Raw genomic sequence first — 17,915 nt, forward strand, 5'->3', positions numbered from 1 at the left:
TCGATACCTTTTCCATATAAAGCCAAGTATAAGAATTTCAATTAAAATAAAATTAATCTATTGATTCATAAATTTTTAATTCAGCATTTAAAACCAAAAATAGGTTATCAAACCTATAAATATTTTTCATAAATTTTGAGCTACTAGGCTATTCATTCTCTATACATTACAATTACCAAAATTAAACCATTCTCGGGAAGAGTAACTTGACTACCAATTCCTCCGAACTCAAGCGTGGCTTAAAGAATCGTCATATTCAATTGATTGCCATGGGTGGTGCAATTGGTACAGGCTTATTCTTGGGCTCAGCGCATGTGATTCAATCTGCTGGACCATCCATCATTCTCGGCTACGCCATTGGCGGTTTGATCGCCTTTCTAATTATGCGTCAGTTGGGTGAAATGATCGTCCATGAACCTGTAGCGGGTTCATTTAGCCATTTTGCATATAAATATTGGGGGAAATTTCCAGGTTTCTTAACAGGTTGGAACTACTGGATTCTCTATATTTTAGTGGCAATGACAGAACTCACCGCTGTTGCGAAATACATCAATTACTGGTGGCCTCATATTCCAGCATGGGCATCTGTACTGTTCTTCTTCGTGATCATTACTTTAGTAAACTTAGGTAATGTGAAGTTTTATGGTGAATCTGAGTTTTGGCTGTCAATTATTAAAGTCACTGCAGTTATTTCTATGATCGTATTTGGTTTGTATTTGCTACTGACTGCAGATGCCAACTCAACAGCATCATTTACCAACTTATGGAGTCAGGGCGGCTTCTTCCCAAATGGTTTTGAAGGCTTATTCTTCATGCTGGCTTTCTTGATGTTCGCCTTCGGTGGTATTGAACTGATTGGTATGGCGGCAGCGGAAGCTGAAAATCCAAAAGAAACTATTCCTAAAGCGATTAACCAAGTTGTTTTTCGTATTTTGATTTTCTACGTGGGTTCTTTAACTATTCTATTGTCACTTGTGCCATGGAATCAGCTTGAACTAGGTGGTCTAGACAAAAGTCCATTTGTGATGATCTTTAGCCAACTGGGTATTGATTGGGCTGCACATTTACTGAACTTCATTATCTTAACTGCAGCACTGTCTGTTTATAACAGCGGTATGTATGCCAATAGCCGTATGCTTTACAGCTTGGCGAAACAAGGTAATGCACCAAAAGTTTTCGCAAAAACCAACAAAAGTGGCGTGCCAATTCCAGCAGTATTACTTTCTGCTGTCCTGATTTTCGGTTGCGTACTCTTAAACTACTTTGTACCTGAAGATGCGCTGGGTCACTTAATGTATGTGGTGGTTGGTGCACTTGTCCTTAACTGGGCGATGATTACCATGACTCACTTACAGTTCCGTCGTGCAAAACGTATTTTGAATTTTACAACGTCTTATCCTGCACTTTGGGCACCAGTCAGCAACTACATCGTTCTGATCTTTATTGCTTTAGTTCTCTTTATTATGTGGACTCAGGGCTTTATGGAATCTGTTCTAATGATCCCTGTTTGGATTACAGTCATGTTATTAATGTTTAACTATCTTAATCCTAAAGATTTGAGCGACATTGACCCCAATGAAGTTCATAAAGACTAAGTAATTTAAAAAGTTATTGTTTCGGCAATAACTTTTTTTTTAGCTAAAATAGGAGTACATTAGCCTCCGTCTTGCGCTCTTAGCTTAACTGGATAGAGCAGTTGCCTCCTAAGCGACCGACGTGGGTTCGAGTCCCGCAGAGCGCACAATTTCTGAGATATCCCTCCTCCCTGTATTTGTAATCCCCCATATACCAATAAATATAAAGAAAGAACCTTTCACACTAAAAACCCATCAATTACAGTTTTTAACTTAGTTATTGTTTTTACAAAGATTACTGTTCAAAGACTATTTTTAAGAACAGTTAAATAGCGCTTTAAAATGTGCTAACCACCTACCTCTCAATGCAAAAAACGACACATAGTATGGTCCATAAGGCCAAAAAATCAATTTATGACTGCTCATATCAAAATTTTTTCAATTTTTTCTAGGTTTAGAAAATAATGCGCTAAATGAAAATATTAAATAATAATCAAAATGTTATATATACTAATTAGTACTTTTACTCTAAAAATAGCAACTTTTAGCCATATTTTTCAATCTAGAGCATTTACTCTTATTTTAATTGTGCTATTTTTGTCACATGGCGTAACAAATAGGCTAAAACCAAGAAAAAGTTACGCATAACGAATATTTGCAGTATCCCAAAAAAACTAACAAGTTTGATTCGTATCTCAAGGAAAGACGAAGAATGAAATTAAAAACTTTAACTACAGCGATGATTCTTGCAACTGTACCAATGACAGGTGCATTTGCTGCAGCTATGGATCGCTCAGGTCAATCCATGTCTGCGTTTTTACAACCAGGAAATTATTTTGAAGCTGGAATTTCTGTTCTAGATCCAACTGTTGAAGGACAAGAATCTGGTACTAGTGAAACACGCCGTAATATTGAAGATATGGCTGGTGATTACTACTTCCCTTCAGCTGCCTTAAAACTACAATTAACGGATAAATTCTCATTTGGCTTAATTTACGACCAACCATTTGGTGCTGATGCAGAATATACAGGCACCAATGTATTTACTTCTACACCAGGTACTGACACTGTATTATCTGCAAGTGCAGTAAATAATATTGTTACTGCAAAAGCAGTTGCTGCTTTAGAAGCACAAAATTTACCTGTTAATGAACAAACACTTGCTGCAGCAAAACAACAAGTACTTGCAAGCCCAGCATTCCAACAACTTAATGGTGCTCTAACTGCTGCAAATGGTTATTTAGGTGAAGGAAATACCAAAGTTGAAGTAGACACTCAAAATCTTTCAATGGTTTTTGGTGTTGAACCAATTGAAAACTTTAGCGTTTATGCAGGTGGTGTATACCAAACTGTAAAAGGTAAATTAAGTCTTCGCGGTCAAGCATATAGCTTATTCAATGGCTACGATGCAACCTTTAAAGAAACTGCGGGTACAGGTTGGTTAGCTGGTTTCGCATACCAAATTCCTGATATCGCTTTAAAAGCATCGGTAACTTATCGCTCTGAAATTGATCATGATGCTAAATCTGATGAATCACTATCTCTAATGGATTTCGCTGGTTTACCTGCAGTATTGGGTGGCCTAGGTGTTTCACCAGAACAATTGGCAGCATTGGGTCAAACAGGCAAAACAAAAATTACAACTCCACAATCTGTTAACGTAGATTTCCAAACAGGTATCATGGCTAATACAGTTGCTTTTGCAAATGTTCGCTGGGTAGATTGGTCTAGCTTCTCTATTCAACCTTACAAATTTGGCAAAGTAAGTGAAGCAGTTGGTCCACTTGTTGGTCGTCCAGATGGGTTTAACCTAGTTGAATATTCTGATGATCAAATTTCTGCAACAGTTGGTGTAGGCCGTAAATTCAATGATCAATGGGCAGGTAATGTATCTGTAGGTTGGGATTCTGGTGCAGGTAACCCTGTGTCTACACTTGGTCCAACAGAGGGTTATTGGAACGTAGGCCTAGGTTTACAATTTAGCCCTGCTCCAAACTACTTCATCGCTGGTGGTGTGAAATACTTCATGCTAGGTGATGCAGATGCTCAAACTGGTGCTCAATCAGGAAGTAGCGACTATGTAGCAACATTTGAAGACAACGATGCTTGGGCATACGGTCTAAAAATTGGTTACCGCTTCTAAAAATTTTTTGCAGATTCAACTACGGTTGAATCCAATTTTCAAAATAAAATCAAATGCTCAAACTCTGAGCATTTGATTTTTCACTATGAATAATTATTTTTTAAGTTATTTACTCTATTTTTTCATTTAAAAATCATAAACATAAATATATGCAACTAGAATAAATACTCTAGTCATGTTCATTTTTTAACTTCCTGAGTTCAATTTTAGAGTAGCAACTCTTATTTACTGTTTTTCTATTTATGTTACTTTCCACACATTGAAATAACATCAAAAGTTACAAACAGGGAAAATGTATGCAACTTAACCGTCTTACAAAAGCGATCATCATCAGTTTAATGCCTGCAACTTCTGCAATTGCTGGTGGTTTAGACCGTTCTGGCCAGTCAATTTCTGCATTCCTACAGCCAGGTAACTACGCTGAAGCAGGTATCACTGTTCTAGATGCAGAAGTAAAGTCAAATGAACTTAATGTCGATGACATGGCGAAGTCATATTACTTCCCTTCCGCTGCTGTCAAAGTACAAGCGACTGACAAAATTTCACTAGGTTTAATTTACGACCAACCATACGGTGCAGAAGCTGAATATGATGCTGCATCGCAAGTATTTGGTAATGGTGCTCAAGGTACATCTGTAGATGTTAAAACTGAAAGCTTAACTGCCCTAATTGGTTACCAACCAAACGAAAATTGGAACTTTTATGCAGGTCCAGTTTGGCAAACTGTAGAAGCCAATATCAAACTACGTGGTGCTGCTTATGGTGGTAATGCCAAACTTGGTACTTATAACATCGAAATGGAACGTGAAGAAGCTTATGGCTGGTTAGCAGGTGTTGCTTATTCGATTCCTGAAATTGCATTAAAAGCGGCTATTACCTACCGCTCTGAAATTGAACATAATACAAAATCCAATGAAACGCTTCTACCGTATCCATCTTTAATTGCGCTGACATCATCTGTTGATGCAACAACACCTCAATCAGTTAACTTAGATTTCCAAACAGGTATTGCTAAAGATACGCTAGCATTTGCCAATGTTCGTTGGGTACATTGGAGCCAGTTTGCGGTTAAACCAACTTTACTTGGTAACGTAAGTTCAATTCCAGCACCTCATGTCCGTCAAAATCTTATTGATTACTCAGACGACCAATGGTCAGCTAATGTTGGTGTAGGCCATAAATTTAACAGCAAATGGTCTGGTTCTGCATCTGTAGGTTACGATTCGGGTGCTGGCAACCCTATTACGACTTTAGGCCCTGTTGAAGGGAATTGGAATGTTGGTCTAGGTGGTCAATATAGTCCTGCTGAAAACTATTTCATCCAAGCAGGTGTTAAATACTTCTGGTTAGGTGATGCTACTGCTCAAACTGGTGGTAATCCAGTAGGTGAATTTGAAGATAACCATGCGCTTGGCTATGGTTTGAAAATAGGCTATCGCTTCTAAGTTGTTAGAACAGCTTTGCATTAAACAAGAAAGGGCGCATAAGCGCCCTTTTCTATAACCAGCTATACAGAATTAAGCTGGAATATCACGAACTGAAGCATTACGAATCGCTTCTTTTAATGCAGCATAGCCATGAATTGGTGGGAATTGTGGAAATTCTGCAATCACATTGTCAGGCGCATCAAATAAGAAACCCGCATCTGCTTCACCAAGCATCGTCGTATCGTTATAAGAATCACCTGCTGCAATCACCCGGAAGTTTAACCCATGCAATGCTTGAACGGCTTTACGCTTTTGATCAGGTTGACGAAGCTTATAAGCTGAGATCATACCATTTTCATCAGTTTCTAATTTGTGGCAGAAAATCGTTGGCCAACCAAGTTGCTGCATTAATGGATGTGCAAACTCATAGAAAGTATCTGAAAGAATAATCAATTGAAAATGAGTACGCACCCACTCTACAAACTCTTTTGCACCTTCAAATGGCCCCATATCTGCGATTACGTCTTGAATATCGTTTAAACCCAAACCGTGTTGTTTTAGGATATTTAAACGCTGAGTCATCAACACATCGTAATCTGGAATGTCACGAGTCGTTGCTTCAAGTTCTTTAATGCCTGTTTTTTTCGCAAAATTAATCCAAATTTCAGGTACTAAAACCCCTTCTAGATCTAAACAAACGACTTCCATGCACTCTACCCTCTGTTATGTGAAAAAAATTTTTTCAATATCATAGCGGAAGAATAAAAAAATGCATTGTTCTTTTTTAAATCTATTTTTTTCATAAGTATCTATTTTTTAGTGATAAGTGTGTTTTAGCATTTCCATTAAAATAGTTCTGAAATAAATTAATATAGGTTTTAACGTTCCAAGCCTATAGCCAGGACATTCATGACTACCATCCCTACTATTGACCTTGTCGATGCACTTGCATCTGAATATGCAGATAAATCACCTTCTGAGATTATGAAACTTGCGCTTAGCCAGCAAGGTGAAGTTGCGATTTCCTTTTCTGGTGCAGAAGATGTTGTACTGATTGATCTTGCATCGAACTTAGGGATTCCTTTTCGTGTATTTAGTTTAGATACCGGTCGCTTACACCCTGAAACTTACCAATTTTTAGATACTGTCCGTAAACATTATAAAATTGATATTGAAATCTGTTTCCCAGAAAGTGATGCCGTACAAAAACTGGTAACAGAAAAGGGCTTTTTTAGCTTCTATCAAGATGAACATAAAGAATGCTGTGGTATCCGTAAAGTACAACCTTTGCGTAAAAAACTAGCCACTTTAGATGGCTGGATCACAGGTCAACGTAAAGACCAAAGCCCAGGCACACGTAATGAAATTCCTGTGGTACAAGCAGACCCCGGTTTTTCAGGTCCGGGCAAGCAATTGATTAAATATAATCCTTTGGCAAACTGGTCTAGCGCTGATGTCTGGAACTATATCCGTCTAATGGAAATTCCATATAATCCACTACACGAACGTGGCTTTATCTCGATTGGCTGTGAACCATGTACTCGACCTGTTTTACCGAATCAACACGAACGAGAAGGTCGCTGGTGGTGGGAAGATGCAACCCATAAAGAATGCGGCTTACACGCAGGCAACATGAAAAAATAAAGATCACAAAACCACTGCATAGCAGTGGTTTTTTTCAACGCATCGATACACATAATTCCGTATCATTTCAACGTAAAAACGCTATACTGCAAAAGACAATTTAATAATTCTAACAATGCTACTCATACATGAGCAGCTGTAGAAATTGCAGTGAGGCAATCAACGCTATGCATCCATTACATCCTATTGATTTCATATTCTTAAATTTAGAGAAACGGCAACAACCGATGCACGTAGGTGGTCTATTTTTATTTCAGATCCCTGACAATGCACCAGATACTTTTATTCAAGATTTAGTCGCAGATATTCGTAATTCAAAATCCATTCCTATTCCTCCTTTTAACAATAAACTCAACGGCTTCTTTTGGGATGAAGACGAAGAGTTTGATTTAGATCATCACTTCCGCCATATCGCACTGCCGCATCCCGGTCGTATTCGTGAACTTTTGACTTATATTTCTCAAGAACACAGTGCGCTGATTGACCGTGCGAAACCGCTTTGGACTTGCCATATTATTGAAGGCATTGAAGGCAATCGTTTTGCTATGTACTTCAAAATCCACCACGCGATGGTCGATGGCATTGCAGGTATGCGTTTAGTTGAAAAATCACTTTCGCATGACCCAGATGCTAAAAGAATTGTGCCACCATGGTGTGTAGAAGGCCCTCGTGCAAAACGCCTGAAACAGCCTAAATCCAGTCGTATGAAAGGTCTGTTATCGACCATTAAGGGACAACTTGACTCAACTCCACGAGTTTTGTACGAACTGTCACAAACAGTAATGAAAGATATGGGGCGTAACCCAGATTATGTGTCTAGTTTCCAAGCGCCGAGTTCAATATTAAACCAACGGGTTAGTTCTTCTCGTCGTTTCGCTGCTCAGTCTTTTGAATTTTCACGTTTGTCACATATTGCCAAGTCACTCGGCGTAACAATTAACGATATTGTGCTTGCAATTTGTTCAGGCGCATTACGTGAATATTTAATTACACAAAATGCTTTACCTAAAAAGCCATTGATTGCCATGGTGCCTGCATCTGTGCGTACCGATGATTCAGATATGTCAAACCGTATTACCATGATTTTGGCCAATCTTGGAACCCATAAAGAAGATCCGCTAGAACGGTTGAAGATTGTGCGTCGTAGTGTGCTCAATGCCAAAGAGCGCTTTAAGCGGATGAACTCGAATCAAATTTTAAACTACAGTGCTTTTGTCTACAGTGCAGCAGGTTTAAATATTGCATCAGGCTTCATGCCAAAACGTCAGGCCTTTAACTTGGTCATTTCGAATGTTCCCGGCCCACAAGAGCCGTTATATTGGAATGGTGCACGTTTAGAAGCGCTCTACCCAGCGTCTATTGTTTTGGATGGTCAAGCGCTTAATATCACCATGACCAGCTATTTAGATAAGCTTGAAGTTGGTTTAACCGCATGTCGTAATGCGCTGCCAAAAATGCAAAATTTACTCACGCATTTGGAAGAAGAAATTCAACGATTTGAAACTATTGTGAACCAAGATTCCCCAAAGTTACAGGCGGTTAGCTAACCGCCTGTTTCTAGATTTGGTATCAATTCATCAGCATCTTGAACCATACATAATGATAAAAACCCGTCTAAATTGAACAATCTAGACGGGTTTTTAGTATTTGAACTTTGATTGATTTTTTGGAGCAATTTATGTGTATAAGCTAAAATTTAGGTGAACAAATCCGTTGCTATTGTTTAATTATGACTTGTAGATACGAACTGATAATTAAGTTTATTTTCCATTATTTATAAAATTTTAGCGCATTAAATATTTTAGAATTGCGCGTTAGCACTTTAACCCTCTGGATTACATTATTTATATTTCAATATTTAAGCTTTAATTGCTCGGCACTGTTTAAGTAACTGATGACAAGCAGAACGAATCATAGACGCTGTAATTTGAACCTCATTACCACGCTCATCCACGATATAACCTGAATGGATCGCTTTTGCTTCAACAACAGTTTTAAGACCACTTTTCATTACTGTTTTACTAACACCCATAGTACACCTCTTTTTGCTAAGCCATTTTCAAGTCCAATGCAGGAAAATGGCTTTGGCTATTTGATGTGTCTAGTATTCAAAATAACAGTTCAAAAGTAAAATCTCAGTTGTAACAAGTGTTTAACGATATTCTGTTACAATTTCAGCTCAGAATGATATCGTATTGCTCTTGCGTATATAAATTTTCCACTTGGAACTTGATCACACGGCTAATAAAGTGCTCTAAATCAGCTACCGCAGGTGCTTCAGCAGTTAACAATCGGTCAATCACCGACGGATGTGCCACCACGGTAAAACCACTTTGTGACTCATAAGCACGTGCATATCTCAAGATTTCACGGAAAATTTCATAGCAAACTGTTTCAGCCGTTTTCACATAACCACGCCCCTGACAGGTCGGGCAAGAATCACAAAGGAGATGCTCTAAAGATTCACGGGTGCGTTTCCGAGTCATTTCCACCAAACCCAGCTCAGACACTTGAGTGATCTTGGTTTTAGCATGATCGCGCTCAAGCATTTTCTCAAACTGGCTCATCACTTCTTCACGATGATGTGCTTCTTGCATATCAATGAAGTCAATAATGATAATCCCGCCCAAGTTACGTAGTCGGAGCTGACGTGCAATGACCTGTGTGGCTTCCATATTGGTTTTAAACACAGTGTCTTCAAGCGAACGACCACCAACGTAGGAGCCAGTATTGACATCAATCGTGGTCATCGCTTCAGTTTGATCGATCATCAGGTAGCCGCCAGACTTAAGTGCTACACGTGTCTGTAAGGCTTTCTGAATATCCTCTTCGACATTGTACAAGTCAAAAATTGGACGCTCACCCGGATAATGCAGTAAGCGATTTTGCATACTCGGTACAAATTCTTGGACAAACTCTTGCAATTTGCCATGCACTTCGCGTGAGTCGACCTGAATTTTAGACGTATCTTCATTGGCCAAATCACGGATGACGCGTTGAGGTAAAGGTAGCTCTTCAAAAATCAAAGAAGGTACGACAATACTGCGTTGTTTACGTTGAATGTATTCCCACAGTTTTGCTAAATAGGCCATGTCCTGCGCAATTTCACATTCAGGAATACCTTCGGCAGCAGTACGAACGATGACTGAACCCGGTAAGTTGTGTTCCTTTTGAATGCGTTCAATCATGCTACGCAAGCGATCTCGTTCTTCTTCAGACTCAATGCGCTGAGAAACACCGGTATGACTGCCATATGGCATTAAAACAAGGTAACGAGAAGGAATAGAAAGATCAGTTGATAGTCGTGCACCTTTGGTACCCAACATATCTTTCATGACTTGTACGGTGAGTACTTGCCCTGGTTGTAACAGCTCAAAAACATTCGGGGTTGGTTGATTGCGCTGCCAGACCATATCATTGATATGTAAAAAAGCCGTTCTCGACAATCCAATATCAATAAAAGCAGCCTGCATACCCGGAAGCACGCGAACAACTTTCCCTTTATAAATATTGCCCACTAACCCACGCTTCACGGTGCGCTCAACAAATAATTCATTGACCGTACCGTTTTGAATCAACGCCACCCGACATTCCATCGGTGTGACGTTAATCAACAACTCGTCAGACATATCAAAACTCAAAACATTATAAAAATTCTTGTGTTGCAGCAGTTAATTTAATGCCTTAACTGTCTGTAATAACTGTACGGTTTCATGCAAAGGCAGCCCAACGACATTGCTGTAGCTCCCTTCAATACAAGGAATATAGCGCGCAGCAATTCCTTGAATGGCGTAGGCTCCCGCCTTGCCGATTGGTTCACCTGTTGCCCAATAACTTTCCATGTCAGCTAGACTCAGCGTTTGAAATTCAACCTGTGTGCGCACTACTATACTGTATATTTGATCTTTTGTACTGACACAAACACCTGAAAACACATCATGTTTTCGTCCAGAGATCATTTCCCACATAGAAAAAGCATGTGCTTTCGACGCTGGTTTTCCTAAAATGTGCTCATCAACGCCTAAACTGGTATCGGCGGCAATAACAATAGCATCAGGGAATTGTTGTTGTACTGCGCAAGCTTTAGCACGTGCTAAACGCTCTACATAATCCGCTACAGGTTCTCCTTCCAACACGGACTCATCAATATCTGGACTGAAAATTTCAAATTCCAGACCTAATTGTTGCAATAGTTCGCGTCGTCGAGGAGAACTCGAAGCTAAAATTATATGCGCCATTTTCTCAAGAAGTAATACATGATTGGCCAAATGATTAAGCTAGTAACAATTGGCTGCCAATGGCGGGCAAATGAAAACTGTGCCCCACCCATCACTTGAACAATCCACACAAACAGTAAATGCGCGAAAATTGCCATTGCAGCAATAATCCATAAATTACCAAATGTGAGGATACGGCGTTCACGGGTCAAAAAGCGTGTCACAAATGCAATGACAACAAAACTCAGTGCGTTCATGCCAAAAGGCGCATCAGTCAACAAGTCCGTAAAGAGACCTGTGGCAAATGCAAACCAAACACCGCACCATGTCGGCTGACAGAGTACCCAAAATAGCATGATCATCATCATGAATAATGGGCGCCAACCCGATAGGTCATAAGAAAGCGGATACACCATCAGCACGGATGCCAAAATGATGGAAAAGATAATCGGAAATAATGGGTCGCGCTCTGTATGACGACTAAGCTTAGCGAGTGACATGCGGTTGCTCCATCGCTAAAGAATCGGAAAATAGCACAACCACATGATGACCACCTGCCAATTGGGCAGCAGGATTGATATCAATTTGGGCAAATTCACCGCTATTGTGACGACTGACTTTCGAGACTGTCCCCACCAAATAACCCGCTGGGAAATGTGCCCCTAGCCCTGAGCTATAGACTTTTTCACCGACTTTGATATTCGCACTGGTTGGCACGTATTCCATCTTAAGTCGACCTAAGTCACCTGTACCCGTAACGATTGCACGCATACCGGTATGCTCCATACGCACGGATAAAGAGTGCTCTTTGTCTGAGAGCAACATGACACGGCTACTATGCGGGTAAACATTGATAATTTGCCCCATAATGCCCTTGTCATCTAGTACAGTTTGTCCCACTTTAAGCTGACTGCTGGCTCCACGGTTAATCACAATAATATGACGTAAGGGATCAGCATCGGTACCAATGACTTCGGCAATCTCCATACGACCATCAATAATGAGTGGTGTATCGAGTAGTCCACGCAGTCGAGTATTTTCAGCAGAAAGTTCAGAAAGTTTCTGTAAACGGACTTGAGCCTGAATTAACTCTGCTTGCATCGCGGTATTTTCACGACGTAATTGAGCTTCAGACTTGGTTTGTTGATTCAGCCATTCTCGCGATAACACTGGATAGCTTGCAAGTGCATAAATTGGATTATATGCCGCATACAAGACGTCTCTGGCCGGTTGAATTACATGTGGCATGCGCCAATCAAAGAAAAGCACCACCAAGCATGTAATCACCGCAATGATAAATGAGCGAAAAGATGGCGGTTGTCTTGAAAACAGTTGCGTTTGCACCCGCCGAGTCCTTTTCTTAGCCTACAAATAACATATCATGATTTGGGTTATCGAAGAATTCGAGAACCTTACCGCCACCACGTGTAACACAAGATAGTGGATCTTCTGCAACGACCACAGGAAGCCCTGTTTCTTTTGCAAGAAGCTTATCAAGATTGCGAAGTAATGCACCGCCACCAGTCAACACAATACCGCGTTCTGCGATGTCTGAAGACAACTCAGGTGGCGTTTGCTCTAGTGCAGATTTAACCGCAGCCACAATGTTTTGCAGTGGATCAGAAATCGCTTGAGTCACTTCATCAGAAGTTACGGTAATCGCACGAGGTACACCTTCAGCCAAGTTCCGACCACGGACTTCGATTTCCAAAGGTTTTGCACCTTCTTCTGGAAGCGCCATACCAACTTCTTTTTTGATGTTTTCTGCAGTGGTTTCACCAATCACACAACCATGTGCTTTACGCACGTAATTAATGATTTGTTCATCAAATACATCACCACCGATACGTAGTGAGTCTGCATAGACACAACCTTGAAGTGAAATGATCGCGATTTCAGTTGTACCACCACCAACATCGACAACCATCGAACCACAAGCTTGCTCAACAGGCATACCTGCACCAATTGCAGCAGCCATTGGCTCTTCAATTAAGCGAACTTCACGTGCACCTGCATTGTATACAGCTTCACGGATTGCACGGCGTTCCACCAACGTCGATTTACATGGCACACACACCACGACACGCGGTGCAGGTGGGAACAAACGTTTTTCGTGCACTTTGCCAATGAATTGATTCAACATCGTTTCAGTGACTTCAAAATCTGCAATCACACCATCTTTCATTGGGCGAATCGCAGAAATATTTGCAGGTGTACGACCTAGCATTTGCTTCGCGTCAAGACCTACTGCGGCAACGATTTTTTGTGAACCACTGTGGCGAATTGCCACCACCGTCGGTTCATTTAATATAATGCCTCGTCCTGGCGCATAAATAAGTGTATTTGCAGTGCCTAAATCAATGGCAAGATCCGGCGAAAACAAGCCAATTAGTCGTTTTAGAATCACGGGGACGTTCTCAGTTAAACTTTTATATGGACGCAAGGTGGCAACTTTAACTAAATGTGATGATTTGAACAAGTCAATCGCTTATTATAAGCCACGATATTTTGAATTTTTTTAATACTGATTAGGTAATGTTATGTCTACATCGGATGCACAGCATTCTGCAGATCTAAATGCACAAACAGTTTCAGCGATTGCCCATCTGGCTCGATTGTCGCTAGATGAAGCGCAATCTGCTGACTATGCTCAAAGTTTAAATAAAATTTTAGGCATGATGGAAACCCTGAAAGGCATCGATACTGACGGTGTTGAACCACTAAAAAGTCCATTCGACAATCCACAGCCCTTACGTGAAGACGTGGTATCTGAGACCAATCATCGCGAAGCATATCAAGCAGTTGCTCCTGCCGTACAGGATGGCTTGTACCTTGTTCCGCGTGTGATTGAATAATTTTTATTCAGATCAACATTTTTTCAAATTAAACGTAAAGAAATATTTCTCATGACAGATTTACATCGCTTATCAATTCGTGAATTGTCTGAAGGTTTGGCTGGCGCTAAATTTTCTTCACGCGAATTGACTGAACACTATTTAAAACGCATTGAAAAAATCGATGCTCAAGTCAAGTCATACGTGACCGTGACAGCTGAACAAGCACTTGCGCAAGCAGATGCGGCTGATGCTGCAATTAAATCAGGCAATGCAACTGCGTTGACCGGTGTACCAATTGCACATAAAGATATTTTCTGTACCCAAGGCATTAAAACCACTGCTGGTTCTAAAATGCTGGACAATTTTATCTCTCCTTACGACGCGACCGTTGTAGCGAAAGGTAAAGCTGCGGGCCTTGTCACTTTAGGTAAAGTGAACATGGATGAATTCGCCATGGGTTCGACCTCTGAAAATTCATTTTATGGCGCTACGGCTAACCCTTGGAACTTAAACCATGTTCCGGGTGGTTCTTCAGGCGGTTCTGCTGCGGCTGTAGCAGCTGATCTTGCTCCATTTGCAACAGGTACAGATACAGGCGGTTCAATCCGTCAGCCTGCGTCTTTCTGTGGTTTGACTGGTCTTAAACCGACTTACGGTCGTGTTTCTCGTTTCGGTATGATCGCGTATGCATCATCTTTAGACCAAGGCGGCCCAATGGCACGTTCGGCTGAAGACTGTGCTTACCTCATGAACGTGATGGCAGGTCATGATGCGAAAGATTCAACTTCTGTTGAAAAAGACGTAGATAACTACGTAGCAAACTTAAACGGCACTTCTGTAAAAGGTTTACGCATTGGTATTCCTAAGCAGTACTTTAATGTTGCTGGTTTAGATGCAAACGTCAAAGCACGCGTTGAAGAATCACTGAAAAAGTTAGAAGAAATGGGCGCAACATTGGTTGAGATTGATCTCACCATGACGGATGCTTATGTTCCAACTTACTACCTGATTGCTCCTGCTGAAGCATCTTCAAACTTACAGCGTTTTGATGGTGTACGTTATGGTTATCGCTGTGAAAATCCTGTGGACTTAATGGACTTGTACAAACGTTCACGTTCTGAAGGTTTTGGTAAAGAAGTTCAGCAACGTATTTTGATTGGTACTTACGCGCTTTCTGCCGGTTACTACGATGCTTATTATGTGAAAGCGCAAAAAGTACGTCGTTTAATTCAACAAGACTTCTTAAAAGCATTTGAATCTGTAGACGTGATTGCGGCTCCTGCTGCACCAACGACTGCATATAAGATTGGTGCAAACCTGTCTCCTGTAGAAATGTACTTAGGTGACATCTACACCATCGCAGTGAACTTGGCAGGTCTGCCTGCGATTAACGCGCCTGTTGGTTTTGACAAAGACAATTTGCCTGTTGGCTTACAGCTGATTGGTAATTACTGGTCAGAGTCTCAATTGTTGTCTGTGGTGCATCAGTACCAACAAGCAACCGATTGGCATACACAACGCGCTGCAATTGCTGAGGAGAATGCATAATGGCTAAAAACGCTGCGAAACCAAAATCTAACCTGATTGATGGTTGGGAAGTGGTGATTGGTATCGAGATTCACACTCAGCTTGCAACCAATACCAAAATTTTCTCAGGTTCATCGACTACGTTTGGTCAAGACCCAAATACGCAAGCGAGCCTAGTTGACCTTGCAATGCCGGGCGTATTGCCTGTACTCAACAAAGAAGTGGTTGATCTTGCAATTCGCTTTGGTTTGGGTATCGATGCTTACATCGACCAAGCTTCTGTATTTGCACGTAAAAACTATTTCTACCCTGACTCTCCAAAAGGCTACCAAATCAGCCAAATGGACAACCCGATTGTGGGCTTGGGTCATATCGACATTCAACTTGAAGATGGTACGGTTAAGCGCATTGGCGTAACACGTGCGCACCTTGAAGAAGATGCTGGTAAATCGATCCATGACCAATTTGAAGGTCAATCTGGTATCGATTTAAACCGTGCAGGCACACCTTTACTTGAGATTGTCTCTGAACCCGATATGCGTTCGGTTGAAGAAGCGGTTGCCTACATTAAAGCGATTCACACGCTAGTTCGCTGGTTAGGTATTTCTGACGGTAACATGGCAGAAGGTTCGTTCCGTGCCGACTGTAACGTGTCACTGCGCCGTCCGGGTCAACCTTTCGGTACACGTTGTGAATTGAAAAACCTCAACTCATTCCGTTTCATTGAGCAAGCGATCAATGTTGAAATTGAACGTCAAATGGAAATCTTGGAATGGGACGGCACCATCGACCAAGAAACACGTTTGTTCGACCCTGTGAAGATGGAAACGCGTTCTATGCGTTCTAAAGAAGAAGCGAACGATTACCGCTACTTCCCAGACCCTGACTTGTTGCCTGTTGTGATTGCAGATGCGCAAATTGAAGCGGCACGTGCTGCCCTTCCTGAGCTTCCTGCTGCACGCCGTGCGCGCTTTGTGGCTGACTTTGGTGTAACTGAGTACGATGCTCACGTGCTTACGCTTACTCGTGAAATGTCAGAGTTTTATGAAGACGTGGTAAAAGCTGCGGGCGGTGCTGCACAAGGCAAAGTTGCTGCGAACTGGGTGATGGGCGAATTCTCAGGCGCTTTAAACAAAGCGGGCTTAGAGCTTCATGACTCTCCTGTATCTGCGGAAAAACTTGGCGGCATGATTGCACGTATTGTGGACAACACAATTAATGGCAAAATTGCGAAACAAGTGTTCGGCTTTATGTGGGAAGAAGGCAAAACTGCGGACGAGATTATTGCTGAAAAAGGCTTGAAACAGGAAACTGATACAGGCGCGATTGAAGCGATTATTAAAGACGTACTTGCTGCTAACGAGAAGATGGTTGAAGAGTATAAATCTGGTAAAGAGAAAGCCTTTAACGGTCTTGTTGGTCAAGTGATGAAAGCAGCAAAAGGTAAAGCAAACCCTGCGCAAGTAAATGAATTGATGAAGAAATTGATTGGTTAATACCAATTGATTTTGAAATAAAAAACCCGCTTTAGAGCGGGTTTTTTAAACCTATAATGAAGCTCTTTTTTGCTCAGGAAATAAAGAATTAATTTCTTCAATTTCTTTCGGCTTTGTAATAGCATAATCCACTATTAAATTAATATAAGTAAAAATAGCAGGATTAATATCTTCTAAAACTTCATCACCAATAATCCCTGGATGTACATTTGCATTTCCAATCAATCTAATATTATCAGCAGCTTGTGCAACTCTTAATGGAATAATTTGTTGTTTTGCCAACTCTTCAATTGACTCTTTAATATTCTTCTTTTTAACACCTAAATGCTCGCATAATTTTTCCAATGCTAAACGTATTAAAGCCGCAGCAGAACGTGGTGACAATTCAAAGATCAAAGCCGCTTCTTTATATAATACCTTTACATCATTTGGCATATCAGGTGAATAATCAGGAATATCTTGATTGCTTATTTCTTGTATTGGAAATAATCTCACTAAGTCGGAGTCCTGACTAGGTCTTGGAATAAGACTAAGAAAATTGCTTCCAACTTTTTGATTATACCAAATATTATTTTGACTACATGATGCACAGTTTGCTTGATGAACTCTAGTTGGAATATTGTGTTCTAAACCATTTTCATCATATGAAATAAAAAATAAATTTTCCCACTTCATATGTGAAAAAGCCCCACAATGAGGACATTTGAAACTATTTTGATCAAGAATAGTTTTAGATTGTTCTGGTATTTTCATAACTTATACTAACATTAGTTTTTCTTTATTTAACAAGTTTACATACAAATCTGTAAGTTTTAAAACTATTATTACTTTGAAAAATTTAAAGAAATTTTTCTTTAAATAATTACCACTAAATACATAAACGCCTACTAAATATTTTCCATCGTCAAACTCAAAGACTTAGGACTGATGTGTGCTTAAAAAACAGGAGGGTTTAACTTGGTAAACTATACATACTCATTAGGAGTTTACCATGAGCAAGAAACAGAAGACTTACACCGCAGAATTTAAAGCTGAAGCCATAAAAGCCAT

The 17,915-nt window shown here is 40.5% G+C and carries 16 protein-coding genes and 1 tRNA gene; 9 read left to right on the forward strand and 8 right to left on the reverse strand.

Annotation, left to right across the window (positions count from 1 at the left end; genetic code table 11):
* Window positions 1-206: 206 nt before the first annotated feature.
* The 4 genes from FTU64_RS07920 (at window position 207) to FTU64_RS07935 (ending at window position 5,162) form a co-directional block, all read left to right on the forward strand.
* Complete coding sequence (locus tag FTU64_RS07920) at window positions 207-1,595, forward strand: amino acid permease (RefSeq protein ID WP_078189974.1); 1,389 nt, start codon at window positions 207-209, stop codon at window positions 1,593-1,595.
* 73 nt (window positions 1,596-1,668) lie between these two features.
* Window positions 1,669-1,741 (forward strand) — tRNA-Arg (locus tag FTU64_RS07925).
* Between the two features lie 545 nt (window positions 1,742-2,286).
* Window positions 2,287-3,717, forward strand: a complete 1,431-nt coding sequence (locus tag FTU64_RS07930) for an outer membrane protein transport protein (protein WP_180059532.1) — start codon at window positions 2,287-2,289, stop codon at window positions 3,715-3,717.
* Window positions 3,718-4,013: 296 nt separating this feature from the next.
* Window positions 4,014-5,162: an OmpP1/FadL family transporter gene (locus FTU64_RS07935; RefSeq protein WP_180059533.1), complete on the forward strand. Its 1,149-nt coding sequence runs from the start codon at window positions 4,014-4,016 to the stop codon at window positions 5,160-5,162.
* 72 nt (window positions 5,163-5,234) lie between these two features.
* On the opposite strand, the gene thrH is transcribed toward FTU64_RS07935, so the two are convergent.
* Window positions 5,235-5,852: a bifunctional phosphoserine phosphatase/homoserine phosphotransferase ThrH gene (gene thrH / locus FTU64_RS07940; protein ID WP_078189978.1), complete on the reverse strand. Its 618-nt coding sequence runs from the start codon at window positions 5,850-5,852 to the stop codon at window positions 5,235-5,237.
* Window positions 5,853-6,053: 201 nt separating this feature from the next.
* Here thrH and FTU64_RS07945 point away from each other — a divergent pair, with 201 nt between their 5' ends.
* Together FTU64_RS07945 and FTU64_RS07950 are read left to right on the forward strand one after the other, a co-directional pair.
* Window positions 6,054-6,788 (forward strand): phosphoadenylyl-sulfate reductase, encoded by a 735-nt coding sequence (locus tag FTU64_RS07945; protein WP_168379034.1) that lies wholly within the window; start codon window positions 6,054-6,056, stop codon window positions 6,786-6,788.
* A 167-nt stretch (window positions 6,789-6,955) separates the two neighbouring features.
* A complete protein-coding gene (locus FTU64_RS07950) occupies window positions 6,956-8,335 on the forward strand; it encodes a wax ester/triacylglycerol synthase family O-acyltransferase (RefSeq protein WP_180059534.1) in 1,380 nt (459 codons plus the stop codon).
* A 311-nt stretch (window positions 8,336-8,646) separates the two neighbouring features.
* Here the strand turns inward: FTU64_RS07950 and FTU64_RS07955 are convergent, their stop codons facing one another.
* The 6 genes from FTU64_RS07955 to FTU64_RS07980 form a co-directional block, all read right to left on the reverse strand.
* The gene (locus FTU64_RS07955; protein ID WP_168379036.1) at window positions 8,647-8,820 is read right to left on the reverse strand and encodes a PA1571 family protein; all 174 of its coding nucleotides are present in this window, start codon (window positions 8,818-8,820) and stop codon (window positions 8,647-8,649) included.
* 142 nt (window positions 8,821-8,962) lie between these two features.
* Entirely contained in the window at window positions 8,963-10,417 is a 1,455-nt protein-coding gene (rng, locus tag FTU64_RS07960; RefSeq protein WP_078189981.1) for a ribonuclease G, read from the reverse strand.
* 42 nt (window positions 10,418-10,459) lie between these two features.
* Entirely contained in the window at window positions 10,460-11,026 is a 567-nt protein-coding gene (locus FTU64_RS07965) for a Maf-like protein (protein ID WP_168379037.1), read from the reverse strand.
* Window positions 11,014-11,505 carry a rod shape-determining protein MreD gene (gene mreD / locus FTU64_RS07970; protein ID WP_180004304.1) on the reverse strand — a complete coding sequence of 164 codons (492 nt, stop codon included), beginning with the start codon at window positions 11,503-11,505 and terminating at the stop codon, window positions 11,014-11,016. Before mreD ends, FTU64_RS07965 begins: the two co-directional genes overlap by 13 nt.
* The gene (gene mreC, locus FTU64_RS07975) at window positions 11,492-12,349 is read right to left on the reverse strand and encodes a rod shape-determining protein MreC (RefSeq protein WP_078189984.1); all 858 of its coding nucleotides are present in this window, start codon (window positions 12,347-12,349) and stop codon (window positions 11,492-11,494) included. Before mreC ends, mreD begins: the two co-directional genes overlap by 14 nt.
* A gap of 16 nt (window positions 12,350-12,365) precedes the next feature.
* Window positions 12,366-13,412 carry a rod shape-determining protein gene (locus FTU64_RS07980; protein ID WP_086178633.1) on the reverse strand — a complete coding sequence of 349 codons (1,047 nt, stop codon included), beginning with the start codon at window positions 13,410-13,412 and terminating at the stop codon, window positions 12,366-12,368.
* 133 nt (window positions 13,413-13,545) lie between these two features.
* Between FTU64_RS07980 and gatC the strand changes: the two genes are divergently transcribed.
* The 3 genes from gatC to gatB are packed head-to-tail and all read left to right on the forward strand — an operon-like array spanning window position 13,546 to window position 16,865.
* Window positions 13,546-13,860 carry an Asp-tRNA(Asn)/Glu-tRNA(Gln) amidotransferase subunit GatC gene (gene gatC, locus FTU64_RS07985; RefSeq protein WP_078189985.1) on the forward strand — a complete coding sequence of 105 codons (315 nt, stop codon included), beginning with the start codon at window positions 13,546-13,548 and terminating at the stop codon, window positions 13,858-13,860.
* Between the two features lie 51 nt (window positions 13,861-13,911).
* Window positions 13,912-15,390 carry an Asp-tRNA(Asn)/Glu-tRNA(Gln) amidotransferase subunit GatA gene (gatA, locus tag FTU64_RS07990; protein WP_180059535.1) on the forward strand — a complete coding sequence of 493 codons (1,479 nt, stop codon included), beginning with the start codon at window positions 13,912-13,914 and terminating at the stop codon, window positions 15,388-15,390.
* Window positions 15,390-16,865 carry an Asp-tRNA(Asn)/Glu-tRNA(Gln) amidotransferase subunit GatB gene (gatB, locus tag FTU64_RS07995; protein WP_180059536.1) on the forward strand — a complete coding sequence of 492 codons (1,476 nt, stop codon included), beginning with the start codon at window positions 15,390-15,392 and terminating at the stop codon, window positions 16,863-16,865. The genes gatA and gatB overlap by 1 nt, the downstream gene beginning before the upstream one ends.
* A gap of 51 nt (window positions 16,866-16,916) precedes the next feature.
* Here gatB and FTU64_RS08000 read toward each other — a convergent pair whose 3' ends face one another.
* Window positions 16,917-17,618: a DUF4145 domain-containing protein gene (locus tag FTU64_RS08000; RefSeq protein ID WP_180055340.1), complete on the reverse strand. Its 702-nt coding sequence runs from the start codon at window positions 17,616-17,618 to the stop codon at window positions 16,917-16,919.
* Window positions 17,619-17,915: the final 297 nt, after the last annotated feature.

The organism is Acinetobacter sp. YH12128 (assembly GCF_013418655.1).
GTDB classification, from domain to species: Bacteria; Pseudomonadota; Gammaproteobacteria; order Pseudomonadales; family Moraxellaceae; genus Acinetobacter; species Acinetobacter amyesii.

Coding starts and splice junctions, on each gene's coding strand:
- FTU64_RS07930 (WP_180059532.1), top strand. CDS start 2,287: ATGAAATTAAAAACTTTAACTACAGCGATGATTCTTGCAACTGTACCA.
- FTU64_RS07935 (WP_180059533.1), top strand. CDS start 4,014: ATGCAACTTAACCGTCTTACAAAAGCGATCATCATCAGTTTAATGCCT.
- thrH (WP_078189978.1), bottom strand. CDS start 5,852: ATGGAAGTCGTTTGTTTAGATCTAGAAGGGGTTTTAGTACCTGAAATT.
- FTU64_RS07945 (WP_168379034.1), top strand. CDS start 6,054: ATGACTACCATCCCTACTATTGACCTTGTCGATGCACTTGCATCTGAA.
- FTU64_RS07950 (WP_180059534.1), top strand. CDS start 6,956: ATGCATCCATTACATCCTATTGATTTCATATTCTTAAATTTAGAGAAA.
- FTU64_RS07955 (WP_168379036.1), bottom strand. CDS start 8,820: ATGGGTGTTAGTAAAACAGTAATGAAAAGTGGTCTTAAAACTGTTGTT.
- rng (WP_078189981.1), bottom strand. CDS start 10,417: ATGTCTGACGAGTTGTTGATTAACGTCACACCGATGGAATGTCGGGTG.
- FTU64_RS07965 (WP_168379037.1), bottom strand. CDS start 11,026: ATGGCGCATATAATTTTAGCTTCGAGTTCTCCTCGACGACGCGAACTA.
- mreD (WP_180004304.1), bottom strand. CDS start 11,505: ATGTCACTCGCTAAGCTTAGTCGTCATACAGAGCGCGACCCATTATTT.
- gatC (WP_078189985.1), top strand. CDS start 13,546: ATGTCTACATCGGATGCACAGCATTCTGCAGATCTAAATGCACAAACA.
- gatA (WP_180059535.1), top strand. CDS start 13,912: ATGACAGATTTACATCGCTTATCAATTCGTGAATTGTCTGAAGGTTTG.
- gatB (WP_180059536.1), top strand. CDS start 15,390: ATGGCTAAAAACGCTGCGAAACCAAAATCTAACCTGATTGATGGTTGG.
- FTU64_RS08000 (WP_180055340.1), bottom strand. CDS start 17,618: ATGAAAATACCAGAACAATCTAAAACTATTCTTGATCAAAATAGTTTC.